The organism is Actinoplanes sp. NPDC026670, from assembly GCF_040638175.1.
Classification (GTDB): Bacteria; Actinomycetota; Actinomycetes; order Mycobacteriales; family Micromonosporaceae; genus Actinoplanes.
Genome location: NZ_JBEZXU010000012.1, coordinates 1 through 19,298 on the forward strand (window position 1 = coordinate 1; position 19,298 = coordinate 19,298).

Genomic DNA, 19,298 nt, shown 5'->3' on the forward strand with positions numbered 1-19,298 from the left:
CCCCGTGGCGGTTTGGGGCGCGCCCCCGACGTGGGCGTCCCGGCGGGTGGGCCGCTCACACGTCTGGGGGGCGCTGCCACCGGCAGCGCCCCACTGAGCAGAACCCGGTCAGCCCTTCAGGACCTCCGCGAGCTGGGCCAGCGCGTGGTCCAGGTCCTCCTCGGTGACCACCAGCGGCGGGGCCAGCCGGATCGTCGAGCCGTGCGTGTCCTTGGCCAGCACGCCGCGCTGGGCGAGCCGCTCGCAGGCCTGCCGGCCGGTCATCAGCACCGGGTCGATGTCCACGCCGGCCCAGAGGCCCCGCCCGCGGACCGCGACCACACCCTGGCCGATCAGCGCCTCCAGCCCGGCGTGCAGCCGGGCGCCGAGCCGCGCCGATCGCTCCTGGAACTCGCCGGTCTCCAGCAGCTTGACCACCTCGGCGCCGACCGCGCACGCCAGCGGGTTGCCGCCGAAGGTGGAGCCGTGCTCGCCGGGCTTCAGCACACCGAGGACCGCCCGGTCGGCCGCGACCGCGGAGACCGGCACGATGCCGCCGCCGAGCGCCTTGCCGAGCACGTACATGTCCGGGACGACACCCTCGTGCTCGATCGCGAAGGTCTTGCCGGTACGCCCCAGACCCGACTGGATCTCGTCGGCGATCATCAGCACGTTGTGGTCGGTGCACAGCTCACGGATCCCGGCGAGGAACCCGGCCGGCGGCACCAGCACCCCGGCCTCACCCTGGATCGGCTCCATCAGCACGGCCACCGTGTTCGGGGTGATCGCGGCCCGGACCGCTTCCAGATCACCGAACGGCACCACCACGAACCCGGGCGTGTACGGCCCGAAGTCGGCCCGCGCATCGGGGTCGGTGGAGAAGCTGACGATGGTGGTGGTGCGCCCGTGGAAGTTGTCCGCCGCCACGATGATCTCGGCCTGCTCGTCGGCCACGCCCTTGACCCGGTAACCCCACTTGCGGGCCACCTTGATCGCGGTCTCGACGGCCTCGGCGCCGGTGTTCATCGGCAGCACCATGTCCTTGCCGCACAGTTCGGCGAGCCCACGGCAGAAGGTGGCGAACTGGTCGTGCACGAACGCCCGGCTGGTCAGGGTGACCCGGTCGAGCTGGGCGTGCGCGGCGGCGATCAGGCCGGGGTGCCGGTGCCCGAAGTTGAGCGCCGAGTACCCGGCCAGGAAGTCGAGGTAGCGCACCCCGTCGACGTCGGTGACCCAGGCGCCCTCGGCCTCGGCGACGACCACCGGCAGCGGGTGGTAGTTGTGGGCCGTCCAGCGCTCGGCGTCGGCGAGAGCCTCGGGCGTCCGGAACTCGACAGTCGTCACGAGCGAACCTCCAGCGTGCAGCACTTGGGACCGCCGCCGGCCTTGCGCAGCTCGGACAGGTCGACCCCGATGGTCTGGTAGCCGGCCGCGCGCAGCGCGCCGGCCAGGTGGGTGGCCTGCTCGGGCAGCACGACGGTCTCGCCGTCGCTGACCGCGTTCAGGCCGAGCACGGCGGCGTCCTCCGGTGTTGCGATGATCGCATTCGGGAAGAGCTGCCGGAGCACGGACTGTGAACCCGGCGAGAAGGCCTGCGGCAGGTACGCGATGGTGCGCTCGTCGAGCACGCAGAGCGCCGTGTCCAGGTGGTAGTAGGCCGGGTCGACCAGTTGCAGGGTGATCACCGGGCGCTGGAGGAACTCCTGGGTCTCGGCGTGCGACGCGTGCGCCGTCCGGAACCCGGTGCCGGCGAGCAGCACGTCACCGGCGAGCAGGATGTCGCCCTCGCCCTCGTTGGTGTGCTTGGGCTCGCGCACCTCGAAGCCGCGCTCACGGAACCAGGACGCGTACGCCGGGGCCTCGTCGGCCCGCTCGGCGTCGCGGAACTGCACCCCCAGCACGCGGCCGTCGACGACGGTGCCACCGTTCGCGGCGAAGACCATGTCGGGCAGGCCGGGCAGCGGGTCGATCAGCTCGACGGTGTGGCCGAGTCCGAGGAACGCCTGCCGCAGGTTCTCCCACTGGCTGACCGCCAGCGCGTTGTCATACGGCGCCGTGGGGTCCATCCACGGATTGATCCGGTACGTGACGGCGAAGTGGGTGGGCCGGCACATCAGGTAGCGGCGCTTCAGGCTCATGGAGAAAAACGGTATGCGGGAGTGACCGACGATCCCCAGGGAGTAACCATGCGTGCACCGGCTGATCGTTGCGTGATCACCGGGGTGTGCGGCGATTCATTGCAAAGGCCCCGGCGGGACGGCGAACCGCCGCCCTTGCCGGGGCCTCAACGATCTCCGGCGAACCGCCGGAGGCTTTTCGGGGCGGGCCGGCCTGCGCCGACCCGGTTCCGAGGAGTTCGTCCGCCGCCACATCATCGGCGGTGAATGTCAGATACCCGTCAAATCCGCGTTTCAAACTGTGTGTCAAGCCACGTCCGGAACTCGGTGACCGTCTGCGTGTCGGTGCCCAGCCACCACAGCTGCCCGGCCAGCGCGAGCACACCGATCACCACGGCGGCCAGCGAGAGGACCACACCGATCAGCGCGCCGGTCTTGCCGGCCACGTGCCGTTTACGGGTCGCGAAGACGCCGGCGATGGACAGGACCAGCGCCACCGCGGACACGCCCACGCCGTACCCGAGAAGGGGTCCGGACAGCACGAGAAGCGCACCGGCGACCGAAAGGACCAGGCCGAGGGTCGCGACGAGGCTCGCCCTGGCCCGCGGAGCGGGCGGCGCGGAAGGCTCGGGAACGGCGACCGGCTCAGAGACGGCCTTGGCCCGCTGGGTCTCCGAGACGGGAGCGGGCCGGAACGTCTGCGGACGGGCCGGCGGGGGAGCGACAGTGGTGTCCGGGCGGACCGGGGTGAGGGTGGCGGTGGTCGGTTCGTCGCGCCGCGGCGCCACCGGGGTCCGCTCGGTGTCCGCGTCGTCGACGGTCGTCTGGCGGGGGAAGGTAGGGAGCCTCACGTCTGAACCTCCTTGGCAGGTTTGACTCGTCAGGTTTGACCGAGGTACATACCCCCACCGCCCGGAAACGACACGAAGGGCACGCCCCCGAGGGGGACGTGCCCTTTCGAGAACGGGTCAGACCAGCGAATTCACCGCGTTCACATCGGTGGCCTTGGCGATCACGTGGTCGACCAGACCGTAGTCCTTGGCCTGCTGGGCGGTGAACCAGCGGTCACGGTCGGAGTCACGCTCGATCTCCTCCGGGGTGTGCCCGGAGTGGAAGGCGATCCGCTCGTTCATCACCTGCTTGATGTGCAGCATGCTCTCGGCCTGGATGGCGATGTCGGCCGCGGTGCCGCCGATGCCGCCGGAGAGCTGGTGCATCATCACCCGGGCGTGCGGCAGCGCGTACCGCTTACCGGGGGTGCCGGCGCAGAGGAGGAACTGGCCCATCGACGCGGCCATGCCCATCGCGATGGTGGCCACGTCGTTCTTGATGTACTGCATGGTGTCGTACACCGCCATGCCGGCGCTGATCGAGCCACCCGGAGAGTTGATGTAGAGAGCGATGTCGCGCTCGGAGTCCTCGGAGGCGAGCAGGAGCATCTGCGCGCAGATCCGGTTGGTCACCTCGTCGTTGACCTCGCTGCCGAGGAAGATGATCCGCTCCCGGAGCAGCCGGTCGAACACCTGGTCGTCGAAGGACGCGCCGCCGCCCCGCATAGTCGTCTCAATGCTCATGGGAACACTTTCTCCCAGCCGGGCCGCGGATCCCAGCGATTCGCCTCAGGGCGAATCCGCTCACGGCATAATGCCCGGCTACCTTTGGTGCGTGCCGGAGGGACATACCATTCACCGCCTCGCGATCCGCCATCGTGAGCTCTTCGCCGGGCATCCGGTCACCGCGGGCAGCCCCCAGGGCCGCTTCGCCGCCGGCGCCGCCCTGATCGACGGGCGCAGGCTCCTCGACACCGAGGCGTACGGCAAGCATCTGCTCCACCACTACGAGGGCGAGCACACCCTGCACGTGCACCTCGGCCTCTACGGCAAGTTCGCCGACGGGCAGCTGCCCGCCCCGGCGCCGGTGGGCCAGGTCCGGATGGTCCTGACCGGTTCCGGTCACTGGCTGGAGCTGCGTGGCCCGACCGCCTGCGAGGTCCTCGACCCGGGTGCGGTCGACGTGCTGCGGTCCCGGCTGGGCGCCGACCCGCTGCGTGACGACGCCGACCCGGCCGCCGCGTTCGCCCGGGTGCGAGCCAGCACCAAGCCGCTGTTCGCCCTGCTGATGGACCAGTCCATCGTGGCCGGGTGCGGCCTGATCTACGCCAACGAGACGCTGTTCCGGGCCGGGTTGTCGCCGCAGACGCCCGGCGCCGCGATCGACCCCGACCGCTGGGCGGCGATCTGGGACGATCTGCGGTCGCTGATGAAGGAGGGCGTGCTGCGCGGCCGGATCGACACCGTGCACACCCAGCACACCCCGGAGGCGATGCGGCGGGCGCCGCGGGTCGACCGGCACGGCGGCGAGGTGTATGTCTACCGCCGCCCCGGCCAGCCCTGCCTGGTCTGTGGCACCCCGATCGCCCGGGACGAGCTGGCCGGCCGCAACCTCTACTGGTGCCCGGCCTGCCAGCCGTCCGTCACACCGTCGCGGCGTCGCTCGGGGTGACCGCCGGTGCCTCGGCCGACGGGGTGACCGACGGCGTCGGGTCCGGGGTGGGCGTCGACGGGGTGGGCTCCGGGGTCTCGGCGCCGGGGATGCCAACCTTGAAGTTGGCCACCAGCCAGGGCAGCAGCTCCTCGTACGCCGCGGTGGTGTCCGGCTGGTTGAAGTCGTGCGACAACACGATCGCGCCCGGCCGGGTCTCCTTCTTGACCTGGGCGATCACCCGCTTGATGTGCTCCGCGGAGGTCTCGCCCTCCGGGTGCTCCCAGTCACGCGGGTCGACCTCCCAGTAGAGCGAGGTCATGCCGTCGACGTAGGCGGTCTTGACCAGCCGGTCGGTGAAGTTGCCGCCGGGCGCCCGGAAGTAGGGGATCTCGGCGTCCGGAACCGCCGCCCGGATGGCCGCGTTCGTCCGTTCCAGATCAGCCTTGATCTGGTTCGCCTTCTTGCCGCCGATCTTGAGGTCGTGGTTCCACGTGTGGTTGCACAGCACGTGACCGCCCTCGACGATCTGGCGGACCAGGTCGGGGTGCCGCCGGGCCTGCGTGCCGACCAGGCAGAACACTGCCTTCACCTGGTACTTGTCCAGCATCGCCAGAATCTTCGGCGTCTCGACCGGGTCGGGCCCGTCGTCGAAGCTGAGCATCACCACGTCGGACCCGGTGGTGCGCAGCGAGTTGAACGGCCCGTCCCCGGCCGGCACCACCACCTGCTGCGCGGCCTCGGTGGGCTTGGCGGTCGGCGTCGACTGTGGATCCGGCGACTCGGGCTTGTCCGTGCCGGTGGCGGCCGGTGCGGCGACGACCGGGTCCGGCTCGCGATCCGGCGCGGGCTTCTTCCGATCCGGTTTGCTGATCACGCCGACCGCCTCGGCGGCGGCGGTCATCACCGAGGTGCTGCCGCCGTCGTCCTGCGGGATCGTCGGCACCGCGGTGAGCAGCAGGCCGGCGGCGACCAGGGTGCCGAGCAGCACCTGTGGCCGGCTCTTCGCGGCGGCGACCCAGGCCTCGACGGGCATCGTCGAGGGCGCGCGATGCGCGCCACCGGTGGAACGGTCCGATGAGGACCGCCTGGTCTGCGAGCGGCGGCGGGCGGCGCGGCCGGTTTCGTCACGGCGGACGACGGTCCGGGTGGTTCCATACGATTCGTACGCGCCCGCGCGGTGCCGTGCCGACCGGGGAGCCGGGATAGTCGCGCCGGAGGCGGTGACGATCGCGGCGCGCAGGCTGGTGAGCCGGGACGCCGTGGAGGGAGCCGGGGTGTCGTCGGCGACCGGATCGGGTGCTCGGTGCCGCCCGGTGGCCGGGCTGATCGCGCGGGACGTCGGCGCAGGTGAGAGGGGGGCGTGCGGCGACATTCGTCATGCCTACCGTGCCGCAAGATCTCGCGCGATACCGAATAGGTCACCGACTGATCACATAGGGCGATACCCCCTGCTCACCCGCAGTGATGCCGATAAGTGCAATTTGTGATTGAAGCCGCTTCGGGCGTCACCTAATCCGTGGGAGCGTGCTCATCGGCCGTGGCTCGGGCGAGCCAGTCGACCACGTCGCCTATCGATGCCCCGCGGGCCAGCAACGCCCGCTGCCGGGCGGCGCCGGTGCCCCGGTCGCGCAGCCGTTCCATCAGGACGGTCGCCGTGCCGAGGTCGCCGTGCCGTTCGAGTTCCGGGCGCACGTAGTCGAAGAGCTGCCGCATCAGCCGCCACGCCGGGCGCGGCTCGCGGGTCGCCATGTCGATGTTCAGGCCCTCCAGCCCGTCGTGCGCGGCCCGCCAGTGCGCCGCCATCAGCAGCGGGTGCTCGACGTCGGGCGCCTCCATCCCGGCCTGGACCTCGTGCAGCACCGTGCCGACCAGCGCCCGGGTCAGCGCGGCCAGCAGGACCGCGTCGTCGGCGGTGGGCATCACGTCGCCCATCCGGATCTCCACGGTCGGATAGTTCGCCGACAACCGGGCGTACCAGTAGAGCATCCCCTCGTCGAGCATCGCGCCACTCGCTTCGAGGTCGCCGATCAGCGTCAGGTAGTGCTCGTGCGAGCGCAGGTACGGCGTCGGCCCCACCGTCGGCCAGCGTTCCCAGAGCATCGAGCGCCAGCTGGCGTACCCGGTGTCGTGCCCGCCGGACAGTGGCGAGTTGGCGGTGGCCGCCTGGAGCACCGGCAGCCAGGGGCGCACGTGGTTGAGCACCTGCACGCCGGTCTCCGGGTCGGGGATGCTGACGTGCACGTGGGTGCCGCACATGCCCTGGCCGGGGGAGAGGTCGCCGAACCGGGCCCGCATCCGGTGGTACCGCTCGTCGTCGACGATCCGTGCGTTGTGGCCGGTGGCCGGCCCGGTGCCGACCGCGACGAGCCGGGCGCCGGCCCGTCGTGCCGCCGCCGCGACCTCGGACCGCAGCCGGCGCAGTGACGTGGCGAGGCCGTCCAGTTCGAGCTGCGGCGGGCTGGCCACCTCGATCTGGGTCCGGTAGAACTCGTGCTGCACGCCGTCCCGCAGGTCGCCGGGCATCTCGGCGAAGACCGCGTCCACCGCTTCCGCGGCCCGTGGCTCGACCGCGTCGACGAGAAGGTACTCCTCCTCGACGCCGAGGGTGAGAAGGTCGTCACGCTCGGCTTTCGCGGCGAGTTCGGGCGAGATGGCGGTCTCCATGCGACCGGGTTACCCGAGCTGATCTCTTCGGAAACGATCGGCGTACTTCCATGTTGACAACACCTGGAAACAAGCGTGCAATCTGTGAGAGCGCTCTCTCGACTCCCCAGGAAAGGCGCATCCCCCATGAGAATCCCCCGGAAACTGCTGGCCGTGGCCACGGCGATACTCGCCGTCGGCGCCTCGGTGACGTTCGTGGCCACCGCCGACGCTGCGGTCCCCGCCGCACCGGCCGGCATGTCCCTGGTCTTCAGTGACGACTTCACCGGCGCCTCGGGCACCGGCCTCAACCGGTCCAACTGGCTCTACTCCACCGGCACCGGATATCCCGGCGGCGCCGCCAACTGGGGCACCGGCGAGATCGAGACGATGACCGACTCGACCGCGAACGTCTACCAGGACGGCGCCGGCAACCTGGTGATCAAGCCGATCCGGGACTCGGCCGGCCGCTGGACCTCCGGCCGGGTCGAGACCCAGCGCACCGACTTCGCCGCCCCGGCCGGCGGGAAGATGCGCATGGAGGCCCGCATCCAGCAGCCCAATGTGACCGGCGCGGCTGCGGCCGGGTACTGGCCGGCGTTCTGGGCGCTCGGCGCGGCGGCCCGCCCGGTCGGCGCGACGAACTGGCCCAGCATCGGCGAGATCGACATCCTGGAGAACATCAACGGCCGGTCCAGCGTCTTCTCGGCCCTGCACTGTGGCAGCAACCCGGGCGGCCCGTGCAACGAGACCACCGGCCTGACCAGTGGCGAGCGGGCCTGCAGCGGCTGCCTCGGCGCCTTCCACACCTACGCCACCGAGTACGACCGCAGCGTCTCGCCCGAGCAGCTGCGCTTCTACCTGGACGGGAACAACTACTTCACGCTCACCTCGAACTCGGTCGACAGCACCACCTGGACCAACGCCCTGCACCACGGGTTCTTCATGATCCTCAACGTGGCGATCGGCGGCGGGTTCCCGGCGGCGTTCGGCGGCGGCCCGACCGCGGCCACCCAGTCCGGCGTGCCGATGGTGATCGACTACGTGGCCGTGTACCAGTCCAGCGGTGGCACCACGCCGACCAGCCCGACCCCGACCGCGACCGGCGGGACCAGCCGGGACGCGTACTCCCGGATCGAGGCCGAGTCGTACAACAGCTCCGCCGGGGTGCAGCTGGAGACCTGTTCCGAGGGCGGCCAGAACGTCAGCTACATCGCGAACGGCGACTGGCTCCAGTTCAACAACGTCAACTTCGGGACCGGTGGGGTGAAGGACTTCGTGGGCCGGGTCGCGTCCGGTGCGGGCACCGCGATCAGCGGCCTGATCGAGGTGCGCCTGGACAGCCGCAGCAACGCCCCGATCGGCAGTTTCGCCCTCGCCAGCACCGGCGGCTGGCAGACGTGGACCTCGGTCCCCGCCAACGTGTCGAACGTGACCGGCTCGCACACCGTCTACCTGACCTTCACCAGCGGCCAGCCGGCCGATTTCGTGAACGTCAACTGGATCCAGTTCCGCAAGTGAGTCAGCGTGCGCGGGCGGCGGCGCGCTGCCGCCGCTTGCGCACCTTCTTGGTCACCCAGGACCCGATCGCGATCGCGAAGAACGCCCAGATCGCGTAGTCGAACCACTGGGCGTACTTCTCCAGGTCCTCCCAGCGGGAGCCGAGCGCGTAGCCGCCGCCGATGAACAGGGCGTTCCAGAAGCCGCTGCCGATCGTCGTGTAGAGCATGAACTGGCCCATCGGCATGTGGTTGGCGCCCGCCGGGATGGAGACCAGGCTGCGCACCACCGGCGCACAGCGCCCGAAGAGCACCGCGGCCCGCTCGTGTTTCTCGAACCACCTGTCGGCCTTGTTCAGGTCGTCGGGGTCGACGAGCGGGATGCGGTCGAGCCAATGCTTCAGCCGCTCCTCGCCGAGCCCGCGGCCCAGCCAGTAGAGGGCGACCGCGCCACCGAGCGCGCCGAGCGTCGCGGTGATCCAGACCAGCACCAGGTTGACCCGGCCCTCGCTGGCCAGATAGCCGGCCATGGAGAGCACGATCTCACTGGGAATCGGCGGAATCAGATTTTCCAGCGCGACCAGCAACCCGACGCCGACCTCACCGAGCGAGTCGATCACCGAGGCCACCCAGCCGGTCAGTCCACCGAGATTGCTGAGATCGCCGTCGGCCATGCGCCCGCCTTTCGAAATGTCGCCGTTCAGTCCCCACCCACTGTGCAGGCGATTTCTGAGAGTTACCCGTGAGCGGACGGTCGAACCCCTCCCGTATATGCCGATGATCGGTATATGCTTTCGCCATGACTGAGACGCCGATGCGGGAGCCGACGTTCCTCGTGCTCACCGCTCTGGCCGAGGAGCCCCGGCACGGCTATGCCGTGATCGAGGACGTGGCCGGCATGACCGGCGGGCGGGTGCGGCTGCGGGCCGGCACCCTCTACGCCGCCCTCGACCGGCTGCGCGCCGAGGGCCTGATCGAGGTCGACCGCGAGGAGGTGGTGCAGTCCCGGCTGCGGCGCTACTACCGGCTCACGGGGGCCGGCGAGCAGAGCCTGGCCACCGAGACCGCACGCCTGCGCGCACAGGCGACCATCGCCGAGCGCCGCCTGCACGCCCGTCAGACCCGACTAGGGGGAGCTACCACGTGACCAGCCTGGAGATTCGATACCGCCGCCTGATGCGGATCTATCCGGCCGGCCACCGGGCCGCCTACGAGGAGGAGATGATCGGCGTCCTGATGTCCGGCGCCGAGCCCGGCCGCCGCTTCCCCTCCCCGGCCGATGCGATCGACCTGGTCCGCGCGGGCCTCACCGCCCGCTTCGGCCAGGCCTTCCACACCCAGAGGGGTACGGGGTGGCGAGACGCCGCCGGAGCGACCGCCCTGTTCGCCGCGCTGCTGATGGCCGGCGCCGCGATCAACCGCTTGATCGCCGGCCTCACCCTGTGGGCCGAGGGCGATCCGCTGCGGTTGCACGGCGTGGAGGGGTTGATGCTCCTCGACCCGGCTCTGCGCGCTGTGATCTGGCCGCTGGTCGTGGTCGCCGCGGTGCTGGGCCTGCGCCGCGCCACTGTCGCGCTCGCGGTGGCCGGAGTCCTGGTCCAGGCGATCGTGGTGGTGCTGTGGTCGTCGTCGTTCCCGTCCGGCGGCTTGTGGCTGGATTGGGGGTTCCCGACGGCGATCATGATCACCGCTCTGTTCGCCGTGGCGGTTTCCGGGAGGTGGGTTCGTCCCGTGCTGGGTGTCCGCGGCATTGCGCTGGCCTCGATCGGGGCGGTGCTGGCGGCCTTGACCCGAGCCCCGGCTCTGGACGACTTCTGGTTCGACGAGCGGTTCGACGGGCTGTTCTTCCAGCCGGTGGAGGTGATTCAGGATTGGGTGCCGCTCCTCGTCCTGACCGTGGCGGCGTGGACCGCCGGCCCGCGGGTGCGCGGCCGGACCGCGGTTCTGTCGGCCGCCGCGCTGACCGCCGCATATGCCTTCCCGGACCTGTCAGGGCTGTTGACTGTCGCCGCCCTCGGTGATCTGGGTGGCGCGGACGTGCTGAGCCGGATCGTGGTGGTGCTGCTGGCGCCGGTGGTGGTCCTCGCCGGTGGGCTGCTCGTGCTGGCCGTCCGGGAGCGTTTGACCGGCAGATGGCACGGACATGTAAGGGCGCATGAGTGACCGGTGGTATTCCAAGGCCGTCGTCTACTGCCTCGACATCGACTCGTTCGCCGATTCCGACGGTGACGGCTGCGGTGACATCCGTGGCCTGATCGGGCGGCTGGACTACCTGTCCCGGCTCGGGATCAACTGCCTGTGGCTCAACCCGATCCACCCGTCGCCGGGTGCGGACGACGGCTACGACGTGACCGATTTCTACAATGTGGACCCCCGGTTCGGCACCCTGGGCGACTTCGCCGAACTGTTGCACCAGGCCGCCAACCGGGGCATCAAAGTGATCATCGACCTCGTGGTCAACCACGTGTCCGACCAGCACCCGTGGTTCCAGTCGGCACGATCGTCGCCGGACTCGCCGTACCGTGACTGGTTCGTCTGGAGCGAGACGGCGCCGGCCGACCGCAACCAGGGCATGGTCTTTCCCGGGGAGCAGGCCGAGACCTGGTCCTACGACCGGACGGCGAAACTCTGGTACTACCACCGGTTCTACAAGTTCCAGCCGGACCTGAACATCACGAACCCCGAGGTGCGGGCCGAGATCAAGAAGATCTGCGCGTTCTGGCTGCAACTGGGGGTGTCCGGGTTCCGGATGGACGCGGTGCCGTTCATCATCGAGGAGACCGAGCCGGGCAGCCCGACCGCGCCGATGGACTTCGGGTTCCTCAGTGAGCTGCGCCAGCACGTGCAGTGGCGCAAGGGCGACGCGGTCCTGCTGGCCGAGGCCAACGTGGAACCGGACAAGCTGGTGACCTACTTCGGCGACGAGGGCGGGTCCAGCAACCGCATCCACATGCTGTTCGACTTCATGCTCAACGCGCGGCTGGTGCTCGGCCTGGCCCGGCAGGACACCGAGCCGATCATCGACGCGCTGCGGGACTCGCCGAAACTGCCGGACGGCGGCCAGTGGGCCACCTTCCTGCGCAACCACGACGAGATCGACCTGTCCCGGCTCACCGCCGAGCAGCGCAAGGACGTCCTCGACCGGTTCGGGCCGGACGAGAACATGCAGTTGTACGGCCGGGGCATCCGCCGTCGCCTGGCCCCGATGCTCGGCAACGACCGCCGGCGGATCGAGCTGGCGTACGCGCTCCAGTTCAGCCTCCGTGGCACGCCGGTGCTGCGGTACGGCGAGGAGATCGGCATGGGCGAGAACCTGGACCTGGACGGGCGCTACGCCATCCGTACCCCGATGCAGTGGAACAACCTGCCGAACGGCGGATTCTCCAGCGCGGATCCGAAACAGGTGATCCGGCCGGTGATCTCGGGCGGCGACTTCGGCTACGAGACGCTCAACGCCACCCTCCAGCGGCACGATCCGAAGTCGCTGCTGTCCTGGTTCGAGCGGATGATCCGTACCCTCCGCGAGGCGCCCGAGATCGGCAGCGGCTCCTGCACCCACGTCGACGTGCCCGCCCCGAGGGGCATCCTGGTGCATCGTGCCGACGCCGACACCGGAACCATGCTGTTCGTGCACAATCTGGGTACCGAGGCGGGTGCGGTCGATCTGAGCAGCCTGGCCGCCGAGGCCGAGTACCCGAACGACGTGCTGGCCGACCAGGAGTACCCGGAGCCGGGCGAATTCGACAAGATCCGCGTCGCCGGGTACGGATACCGGTGGATCCGGATGCGCAGAACCGCCTGACCAGGTTTAGCATCGGCTTCCAGCAGCGTGGATCACTATCCGGAGGCCGCAATGTCGCAGTCCGTACCTCGTGTCGCTGTCGTGACCGGAGCCGCGCGCGGCATCGGCGCGGCGATCGCCCGTAAGCTCGCCGCCGACGGCCTGGCGGTCGCGGTCGTCGACCTCGACGAGAAGTCCGGCGCCGAGACCGTCGACGCGATCGTCGCGGCGGGCGGCTCGGCCATCGCGATCGGCGCGGACGTGGCCGACAAAGATCAGGTGCGGGCGGCCGTCGAGCGGACCGTGGCCGAGCTCGGCGCCCCGACCGTGCTGGTCAACAACGCCGGGGTGCTGCGCGACAACCTGCTCTTCAAGATGTCCGAGGACGACTGGGACACCGTGATGGCCGTCCACCTGCGGGGCGCCTTCCTGTTCAGCAAGGCCGTCCAGGAGCACATGGTCGCCGCGAAGTACGGCCGGATCGTCAGCCTGTCCAGCACGTCCGCGCTGGGCAACCGGGGCCAGGCGAACTACGCCGCCGCCAAGGCCGGCCTCCAGGGCTTCACCAAGACGCTCGCCATCGAGCTCGGCAAGTTCGGCATCACGGCGAACGCGGTCGCGCCGGGCTTCATCGTGACCGACATGACCCGGGCGACCGCGGCGCGCATCGGGGTCGACTTCGACGACTTCGAGAAGGCGACGGTGAGTCAGATTCCGGTCGCTCGGGCCGGCCGCCCCGAGGACGTCGCCAATACTGTGTCGTTCCTCGTGAGCGAAGGCGCCGGGTTCGTTTCCGGACAGGTCGTATATGTCGCGGGCGGGCCGAGGGACTGACAGGTTAATGGTTACTGGCAACTTGCTGAGAAGAGTTACAAAGAAATCATGAACCGACGCATGAGTTCCCGGACCGTGTCGCTCACCAGCACGTTCCTGCTGCTGGCAGCGGGTGGCCTGGCCGCGTGCGACAGCGACGAATATGTGGACGAGGGTTTCTACTGTGCCGACGCCGACGGGACGATCGTCGACGAGGACCTCTGTGACGACGACGGTGGCGGCGGCGGTGGCGGTGGCTTCTTCATCTGGCACTCGTCGGGGTACCGGTCGGGTTACCCGGTCGGCTCCAAGCTGCCCGCCGGCGGCACCAAATTCGCCTACAACGACGCGGCGTCCCGGTCGAAGTTCGGTCTACCGTCCAGCGGGAAGATCAGCAACGGCACGGTGAAGACGAGCGTCGTGGGCAAGGGCGGCAGCGGATCGTCGTCGGGGGGCTGACGTTTGCGGCGGATTCCGTACGGGCCGGTGCGTGACGGGTGGCGGCTCACCAACTACAGCCTCGGCCTGACCTACAACGACGACGTCCTGCCCGACGGGACGACGTATTCGTACTGGCAGGAGGGGCCGTACTACGACTTCACGGCTGCCGAGATCGAGGAGCTGGAGACCGCTTCGACGACTCTCTACGCGATGTGCCTGGAAGCCGGCGACTGGATGGCCGGGCAGTGCCCACGGCGTACCGTCGAAGGTCGTAAGCAGGGCTTCTTCGCCTCGATCTGCACCGCCGAGTCGTGTTTCCTGACCCGCATCGGGATCCCCGAGTACACGCACGAGCAGATCCTGCGCACCTGGTTCGACGGCGACGCCGAGACGTGGACCCACCAGGACAAGGACCCGGACGGCCGGCTGCCGATGCAGACGCCCGACTATTCGCCGACCGTCTACGGGCGGTTCGACCTCTGGTACAACGGGGCCGGCACCGTCCCGCGGCTGCTCGAGTTCAACGCGCAGACCCCCACCTCACTGATCGAGGCCGCGGTCATCCAGTGGCACTGGATGGACCAGACCGGGGTGGCCGGGCACGAGTGGCGCCAGTGGAACTCGATCCACGAGCGCCTCGTCGGCTGGGAGGCCACTCCGGGCGAGCCGGGTGATCCGGGCGCCTGGCGCCGCAACATCGGCAAGCTCCGCGAGGCACGGCCCTGGCTGCCGGAGAAACCCAAGATCTTCTTCGCGTACGAGACGTCCGAGACCTCTGGTGAGGACCGGATGAACGTCGCGTACCTGATGGCCACCGCTGAGGAGGCCGGGTTCCCGGTCGAGCTGATCGCGATGAGCCAGATCGGCTGGGACGTCGCCGGGGACCGGGTCCTCTTCGTCCCGGCGCCGGGTCAGGAACACCGTGCCGAGCCGATCGACGTGATCTTCATGCTCTACCCGTGGGAGTGGTTCTGGCACGAGGAGGGCGGCAAGGCCTTCTTCCGGAACATGGCCGACCCGCAGAAACGCGGCACCGTCTGGATGGAGCCGCCCTACAAGGCGGCGCTGCTCGGCAACAAGGCGCTGCTGCCGGTGCTGTGGAAGCTCTTCGGCGACGACCCCGAGCGCGGGAGATACCTGCTGCCCGCCTACTTCGCCGAGTCGTCCGGGGCGGCGAAACTGACGTCCTACGCGAAGAAGCCGGTGTGGGGCCGCGAGGGCGGCTCGGTCACGCTGGTCCGTGACGGCGTCCCGGTGACCGACGTGCCCTCCGAGTACGGCTCGGACGGCCGCTACGTCGTCCAGGAGCTGTGCGAGCTGCCCACCTTCGACGGCCTGGAGGGACCGGTCCACCCGGTGATCGGCGCGTGGCTGATCGACGGCGAACCGGCCGGCATGGGCATCCGCGAGGGCATCGGCACAGCCGGCCTGGTCACCACCAACACCTGCAACTTCCTGCCCCACGTGATCAGCTGACCGGCGTTTGCGGCGGAGCGAAGCGGAGCAATCAGACTCTGTGCCGCCAGATCCACCACAGGCCGACGAACGGCAGGACGAGCGGCACGTAGCCGTAACCGCTGCCGAAGTGCGACCAGACCGTGTCGTCCGGGAAGGCCACCGCGTCCACGACGCTGAGCGTGCCGATCGCCAGCACGCCGATCAGCTCGATCGAGCAGCTGATCAGGGCGATCCGGCGACCGGCGGGGCCGCCCCGGGCCAGGCCCACGGTGGCGGCGATGTAGACCAGGCCGGCGAAGGCGGACAGCAGGTACGCGAGCGGCGCCTCGGAGAAGTGCGTGGTGATCTGCACCAGGGCGCGGGCGCTCGCGGACAGCGCGAAGACGCCGTAGACGAGCAGCAGGACACGGCCGGCGCCGGAGCCGAGAGCGGCGTCGGCCGGACGGACTGTGGTTTTCTCAGACACCGGTCACCGACGCGATCTGCTGCAGGCGCAGCACGAGGACGGGCAGGATCAGGCAGGCGATCCCGAGGGTCAGGTTGCCCCAGCGGGTCGGCTCCATCTTGGCCAGGATCATCCCGGTCGGGATCAGCCCGATCGTGGTGACCAGATAGCCGGCGAACGTGCCGATGTCGGAGGGTTGCTTGTCGCCGAAGAGGCCGGCCACCGCGACGATGACGAGGATCGTGGTCAGCACGGTCAGCGCGGCGCCGGCGATCATGTCGATGCGGGTCGGCGCCCGGTCCAGGGCCGTCCGAATCAGATACCAGGCCGCCAGGGCGAGGGCGGCGACGATTGTCGCCGTCGACAGGGCTCCGTTCACCCGGCCAGGTTACTGAGGCCCTTCCGGCCTGGTAACTTCCGGCCCGGGAGATCAAGAACGCGAGGGCGGGGCTAACCGGTGCGCTTCGGACTATTCGGTACGGGACCATGGGCTCAACTGGCGCATGCGCCGGGGCTGGCCGCACATTCCGGCGTCGAGTTCGCCGGCGTCTGGGGGCGAGATCCGCAGAAGACGGCCGATCTGGCCGGCCGTTACGGGGTTCCGGCCTACCGTGACGCCGACGCGCTGATCGCCGACGTCGACGCGGTCGCGATCGCGCTCCCGCCGGACGTGCAGGCGCCACTCGCGCTGCGGGCGGCCCGGGCCGGACGGCACCTCCTGCTGGACAAGCCGGTCGCGTTGCGTACCGAAGATGCCGAAGCCCTGGCCGACGCGGCGGGTGAGGTGGCTTCGGTGGTCTTCTTCACCCGCCGGTTCACGCCCGAACTGGACGGTTTCCTGACCGAGGCGGCGGCGACCGGCGGCTGGGCCGAGGCCCGGATCGACCACCTCGGCTCGATCTTCGTGCCGGACAACCCGTTCGGCGCGTCGCCGTGGCGGCGCGAGCGCGGTGGCCTCTGGGATGTCGGCCCGCACGCGCTCGCCGTGGTGCTGCCGGTGCTCGGTCCGGTGGCCGAGGTCACTGCCGTGGCTGGGCCGCGTGATCTGACGTTCGTGCTGCTCAAGCACGTGAGTGGGGCGGTCAGCCGGTTCACGCTGGCGGTGGACGCGCCGCCCGCGGCGGCCCGGGAGGAGGCGGTCTTCGCCGGGGACGCCGGGGTCCGTGAGGTGCCGCGCGGCCGGTGGGAGCCCGCCGACGCGCTGGGCCGGGCCGTCGACCAGTTGCTCGCCGCGGCCGCCGGGGGACCGTCGTCGGCCGTCGACGTGCGTTTCGGCGCCGAGGTGACCGCGATCCTGGTCGCCGCCGAGCGTTCCCTCACCGAAGGCGCGACGGTCACCGTTTAGATCCTCACTGGAAAACCACGCGGCGTAATGGGGGTATTGATCTGACCCTGGCCGAACTGAGCGCTAACTGGACAGAACCTGCGCGTTACGGATGGACGCAAAGTAGCGAGCCGAATACATTTTCGCCTTGTCACGTGCACCGGGGGCCGAATCGCCCGGCGGTGGCGTTCGCGGGCCCGCGACGCCATCGGGTACGTGTCGGGGTGAGGGGATGCACTGCATGACCGACCGCACAGCCAGAGGTATGGACGTTCCGGCCCGTCGCGGGGGAGCGCGGGCGTGACCGGCCTGTGGGATGCCGAGCGAGACGCCTCCGAAGCCGTGCAGGCGCTGGCCAGTCTGGCCGCCCTGCTGCGGGAAGAGACGCCGGCCGACCCCCGGGTGCTACGGAGCCTGGCCGAGAACGGCGGGGCGGCAGCCGAGCGCGTGGTGGCGTACCTGCGCCGGCAATGCGCTCCCGGAGACGGCGAGATGGCCACGGTTCCGCCACGGCTGGCGGCCTGGCGTGACTGGGTTCCACCGCGCGGCCACCTGTTCGGGGCGCCGGGAGCGGACCGGCAGTCCGACGGTGTGGCGCAGCCGCGGCGTTGTGGTGACCCGGGCGAGTGACACCCGTTCAGGTGGTCGTCCGCAGGGTCTCCGACGGTGACTCTCCGAAGCGTTTGCGATAGGCCGACGCGAACCGGCCGAGGTGTGCGAACCCCCATCGGTGCGCCACGTCGGCCACCGTGATCATGGCCGGGTCGCCGGTGCGGAGCGTCTCGTGGGCCCGGGTGAGCCGGACCTGTTGCAGGTACGTCATGGGCGCGCACCCGATGTGCCGGCGGAACCCGGACTGGAGCGAGCGGATGCTCGTCCCGGCGATGCCCGCCAGCTCGCCGACCGTGAACGCGCGTTCCGGCTCGCCGCTGATCGCGTCCAGGACCCGGCGGATGGGCCGGGGCGGTCCGGGGACGGGCGGCGCCACGAGTTCGGCGGCGTACCGGTGCGGCACGCTCAGCAGCAGCCCGCTGAGCACGCTGCTGCACAGCTGCTCGGCGATCAGCGGCTCGAAGATCAGGCTGCTCTCGTGTTCGAGCTCGTCGCGCAGCAGCCGGACCAGGCGGCTCCAGCTGTGGGCCGGGCCCTCGGTGAGGTCGAAGGCGGGCGGCAGGTCGATCGGGCCGTCGATCGGATGGCCGAGCAGCGCGACCAGCTCCGCCTCCAGCGCCCAGCTCTCGATCCGCACGTCCAGTTCCGCGGTGTTCGGCTCGTGGCGCAGCCGGACCCGCTCACCGGGCCGGAAGGCGAGCGCGGTGGCCGGGGAGGCGACGACCTCCTGTCCGCCCCGGCAGGCGTGCACCAGCCCGGTGGTGGGCAGCGTGACGTGGTAGGCGGCCAGCGCCGGGAAGTCCAGGGTCGCGCCGGCGGCGAACGTGAGGTGGCCGACCGTCAGCGGTCCGAGTCGGATCACCTCGACCCCCAGTTTGAGATCTCCGTCAGCGGACACCTGAGGGTAGAAACGATTCAGGACCTGTCGGGCCCGATCGCCGTCGACGCTGTCGAAGTAGACGGTGTCCGGCGCCGGTGTGGCGCGCGGCAGGGCGTCAACCATGCCGTCTGGCGCTCCAAGGCATACGGTGAGTATTCGGTCAGGTGGGTGGACAGTCAACGTGGCCGCCACGCACTGACCGTTCCAGCACATTCCGGCCATATGAACTACTCTGGCGTTCCGCGCCTACGTGGCGTAACTTGCAGACCAGCGGATTGTTGTAGGAACGCGGGTTCCCGGTCGGCGTCCTCAGCGAACGCCGCTCAGCGCACGACCCCACTTCTTCGGTCGGCGCCACCGTGTCCCGCGGCAGGATCGGCGTCGGCTCAGAAGGCTGGGACGCCAGGAAGAGGGCAGCTGTGTATCTGCCGATCACGACCCGCCAGCTGGCCGACGGCACCGTTGAGATCGCCCCAAGTGGCGAGATCGATCTGGACAACGCTCACGTCATGCGGGACGCGGTGAACGACGTCCTGACCGGTATGACGCCGAGTCGGATCTGCCTGGACCTGCAACGGGTCATGCTGATCGACAGTATCGGGATCGGCATTCTGGTCGCCTGCTTCCACACGGCCGCCGCGAGCGGCGTGAAGCTGGTGGTCAGCCATCCCAGTGCCACGGTCTACCGGCAGCTCTGGGTGTCCGGGCTGGTCGGCCTGCTCGGATGTGCCGAGCCGCCCACTCCACGCACGTCGGTGGGCCTGCGCCCGTCCTGACTTTGTCAGGTCTGTTTCACCCGTCCGAGGAAGGCCGGCCGACCGA

Annotated in this window: 21 protein-coding genes; 11 read left to right on the top strand and 10 right to left on the bottom strand. The window is 70.0% G+C overall.

The features are described from left to right. Positions 1-108: 108 nt before the first annotated feature. The 4 genes from rocD to AB0E94_RS13985 form a co-directional block, all read right to left on the bottom strand. Positions 109-1,323 (bottom strand): ornithine--oxo-acid transaminase, encoded by a 1,215-nt coding sequence (gene rocD / locus AB0E94_RS13970; protein WP_360326107.1) that lies wholly within the window; start codon positions 1,321-1,323, stop codon positions 109-111. Then, complete coding sequence (gene ddaH / locus AB0E94_RS13975; protein ID WP_360326109.1) at positions 1,320-2,117, bottom strand: dimethylargininase; 798 nt, start codon at positions 2,115-2,117, stop codon at positions 1,320-1,322. Before ddaH ends, rocD begins: the two co-directional genes overlap by 4 nt. 260 nt (positions 2,118-2,377) lie before the next feature. Further along, positions 2,378-2,947, bottom strand: coding sequence for a hypothetical protein (locus AB0E94_RS13980; RefSeq protein WP_360326111.1), 570 nt, complete (start codon positions 2,945-2,947; stop codon positions 2,378-2,380). A gap of 117 nt (positions 2,948-3,064) precedes the next feature. Next, positions 3,065-3,670 (bottom strand): ATP-dependent Clp protease proteolytic subunit, encoded by a 606-nt coding sequence (locus AB0E94_RS13985; protein WP_360326113.1) that lies wholly within the window; start codon positions 3,668-3,670, stop codon positions 3,065-3,067. A 91-nt stretch (positions 3,671-3,761) separates the two neighbouring features. Here AB0E94_RS13985 and AB0E94_RS13990 point away from each other — a divergent pair, with 91 nt between their 5' ends. Beyond that, positions 3,762-4,598 (top strand): zinc finger domain-containing protein, encoded by an 837-nt coding sequence (locus AB0E94_RS13990; RefSeq protein WP_360326115.1) that lies wholly within the window; start codon positions 3,762-3,764, stop codon positions 4,596-4,598. On the opposite strand, the gene AB0E94_RS13995 is transcribed toward AB0E94_RS13990, so the two are convergent. Further along, entirely contained in the window at positions 4,570-5,952 is a 1,383-nt protein-coding gene (locus tag AB0E94_RS13995) for a polysaccharide deacetylase family protein (protein ID WP_360326117.1), read from the bottom strand. The genes AB0E94_RS13990 and AB0E94_RS13995 overlap by 29 nt on opposite strands. A 137-nt stretch (positions 5,953-6,089) precedes the next feature. Beyond that, positions 6,090-7,244 (bottom strand): glutamate--cysteine ligase, encoded by a 1,155-nt coding sequence (locus AB0E94_RS14000; protein WP_360326119.1) that lies wholly within the window; start codon positions 7,242-7,244, stop codon positions 6,090-6,092. A gap of 126 nt (positions 7,245-7,370) precedes the next feature. Between AB0E94_RS14000 and AB0E94_RS14005 the strand changes: the two genes are divergently transcribed. After that, on the top strand, positions 7,371-8,744 hold the full coding sequence (locus AB0E94_RS14005; RefSeq protein WP_360326121.1) for a carbohydrate-binding protein: 1,374 nt from the start codon (positions 7,371-7,373) through the stop codon (positions 8,742-8,744). A 1-nt stretch (position 8,745) separates the two neighbouring features. Here the strand turns inward: AB0E94_RS14005 and AB0E94_RS14010 are convergent, their stop codons facing one another. Continuing rightward, positions 8,746-9,396, bottom strand: coding sequence for a DedA family protein (locus AB0E94_RS14010; RefSeq protein WP_360326123.1), 651 nt, complete (start codon positions 9,394-9,396; stop codon positions 8,746-8,748). A gap of 125 nt (positions 9,397-9,521) precedes the next feature. On the opposite strand from AB0E94_RS14010, the gene AB0E94_RS14015 reads away from it, so the two are divergent. The 6 genes from AB0E94_RS14015 to AB0E94_RS14040 are packed head-to-tail and all read left to right on the top strand — an operon-like array spanning position 9,522 to position 15,233. Continuing rightward, positions 9,522-9,869, top strand: coding sequence for a PadR family transcriptional regulator (locus AB0E94_RS14015; protein ID WP_317790323.1), 348 nt, complete (start codon positions 9,522-9,524; stop codon positions 9,867-9,869). Beyond that, positions 9,866-10,885 carry a hypothetical protein gene (locus AB0E94_RS14020; RefSeq protein ID WP_360326125.1) on the top strand — a complete coding sequence of 340 codons (1,020 nt, stop codon included), beginning with the start codon at positions 9,866-9,868 and terminating at the stop codon, positions 10,883-10,885. Before AB0E94_RS14015 ends, AB0E94_RS14020 begins: the two co-directional genes overlap by 4 nt. Then, positions 10,878-12,524, top strand: coding sequence for an alpha-amylase family protein (locus AB0E94_RS14025; RefSeq protein ID WP_360326127.1), 1,647 nt, complete (start codon positions 10,878-10,880; stop codon positions 12,522-12,524). Before AB0E94_RS14020 ends, AB0E94_RS14025 begins: the two co-directional genes overlap by 8 nt. Positions 12,525-12,575: 51 nt before the next feature. Further along, positions 12,576-13,337, top strand: a complete 762-nt coding sequence (gene fabG / locus AB0E94_RS14030; protein ID WP_360326128.1) for a 3-oxoacyl-ACP reductase FabG — start codon at positions 12,576-12,578, stop codon at positions 13,335-13,337. A gap of 48 nt (positions 13,338-13,385) precedes the next feature. After that, complete coding sequence (locus AB0E94_RS14035; protein WP_360326130.1) at positions 13,386-13,775, top strand: hypothetical protein; 390 nt, start codon at positions 13,386-13,388, stop codon at positions 13,773-13,775. A 27-nt stretch (positions 13,776-13,802) separates the two neighbouring features. Further along, a complete protein-coding gene (locus AB0E94_RS14040; protein WP_360326132.1) occupies positions 13,803-15,233 on the top strand; it encodes a glutathionylspermidine synthase family protein in 1,431 nt (476 codons plus the stop codon). A 31-nt stretch (positions 15,234-15,264) separates the two neighbouring features. Here the strand turns inward: AB0E94_RS14040 and AB0E94_RS14045 are convergent, their stop codons facing one another. Both AB0E94_RS14045 and AB0E94_RS14050 read right to left on the bottom strand, forming a co-directional pair. After that, positions 15,265-15,681, bottom strand: a complete 417-nt coding sequence (locus AB0E94_RS14045; protein ID WP_360326134.1) for a hypothetical protein — start codon at positions 15,679-15,681, stop codon at positions 15,265-15,267. Next, complete coding sequence (locus AB0E94_RS14050; RefSeq protein ID WP_360326136.1) at positions 15,674-16,039, bottom strand: hypothetical protein; 366 nt, start codon at positions 16,037-16,039, stop codon at positions 15,674-15,676. Before AB0E94_RS14050 ends, AB0E94_RS14045 begins: the two co-directional genes overlap by 8 nt. Positions 16,040-16,117: 78 nt before the next feature. On the opposite strand from AB0E94_RS14050, the gene AB0E94_RS14055 reads away from it, so the two are divergent. Then, positions 16,118-17,005 (top strand): Gfo/Idh/MocA family oxidoreductase, encoded by an 888-nt coding sequence (locus AB0E94_RS14055; protein WP_360326138.1) that lies wholly within the window; start codon positions 16,118-16,120, stop codon positions 17,003-17,005. 279 nt (positions 17,006-17,284) lie between these two features. Beyond that, entirely contained in the window at positions 17,285-17,614 is a 330-nt protein-coding gene (locus AB0E94_RS14060; protein WP_360326140.1) for a hypothetical protein, read from the top strand. A gap of 7 nt (positions 17,615-17,621) precedes the next feature. Here the strand turns inward: AB0E94_RS14060 and AB0E94_RS14065 are convergent, their stop codons facing one another. Beyond that, complete coding sequence (locus tag AB0E94_RS14065; protein ID WP_360326141.1) at positions 17,622-18,599, bottom strand: AraC family transcriptional regulator; 978 nt, start codon at positions 18,597-18,599, stop codon at positions 17,622-17,624. A 296-nt stretch (positions 18,600-18,895) separates the two neighbouring features. Between AB0E94_RS14065 and AB0E94_RS14070 the strand changes: the two genes are divergently transcribed. Further along, complete coding sequence (locus tag AB0E94_RS14070; RefSeq protein WP_109591156.1) at positions 18,896-19,252, top strand: STAS domain-containing protein; 357 nt, start codon at positions 18,896-18,898, stop codon at positions 19,250-19,252. Positions 19,253-19,298 lie beyond the last annotated feature (46 nt).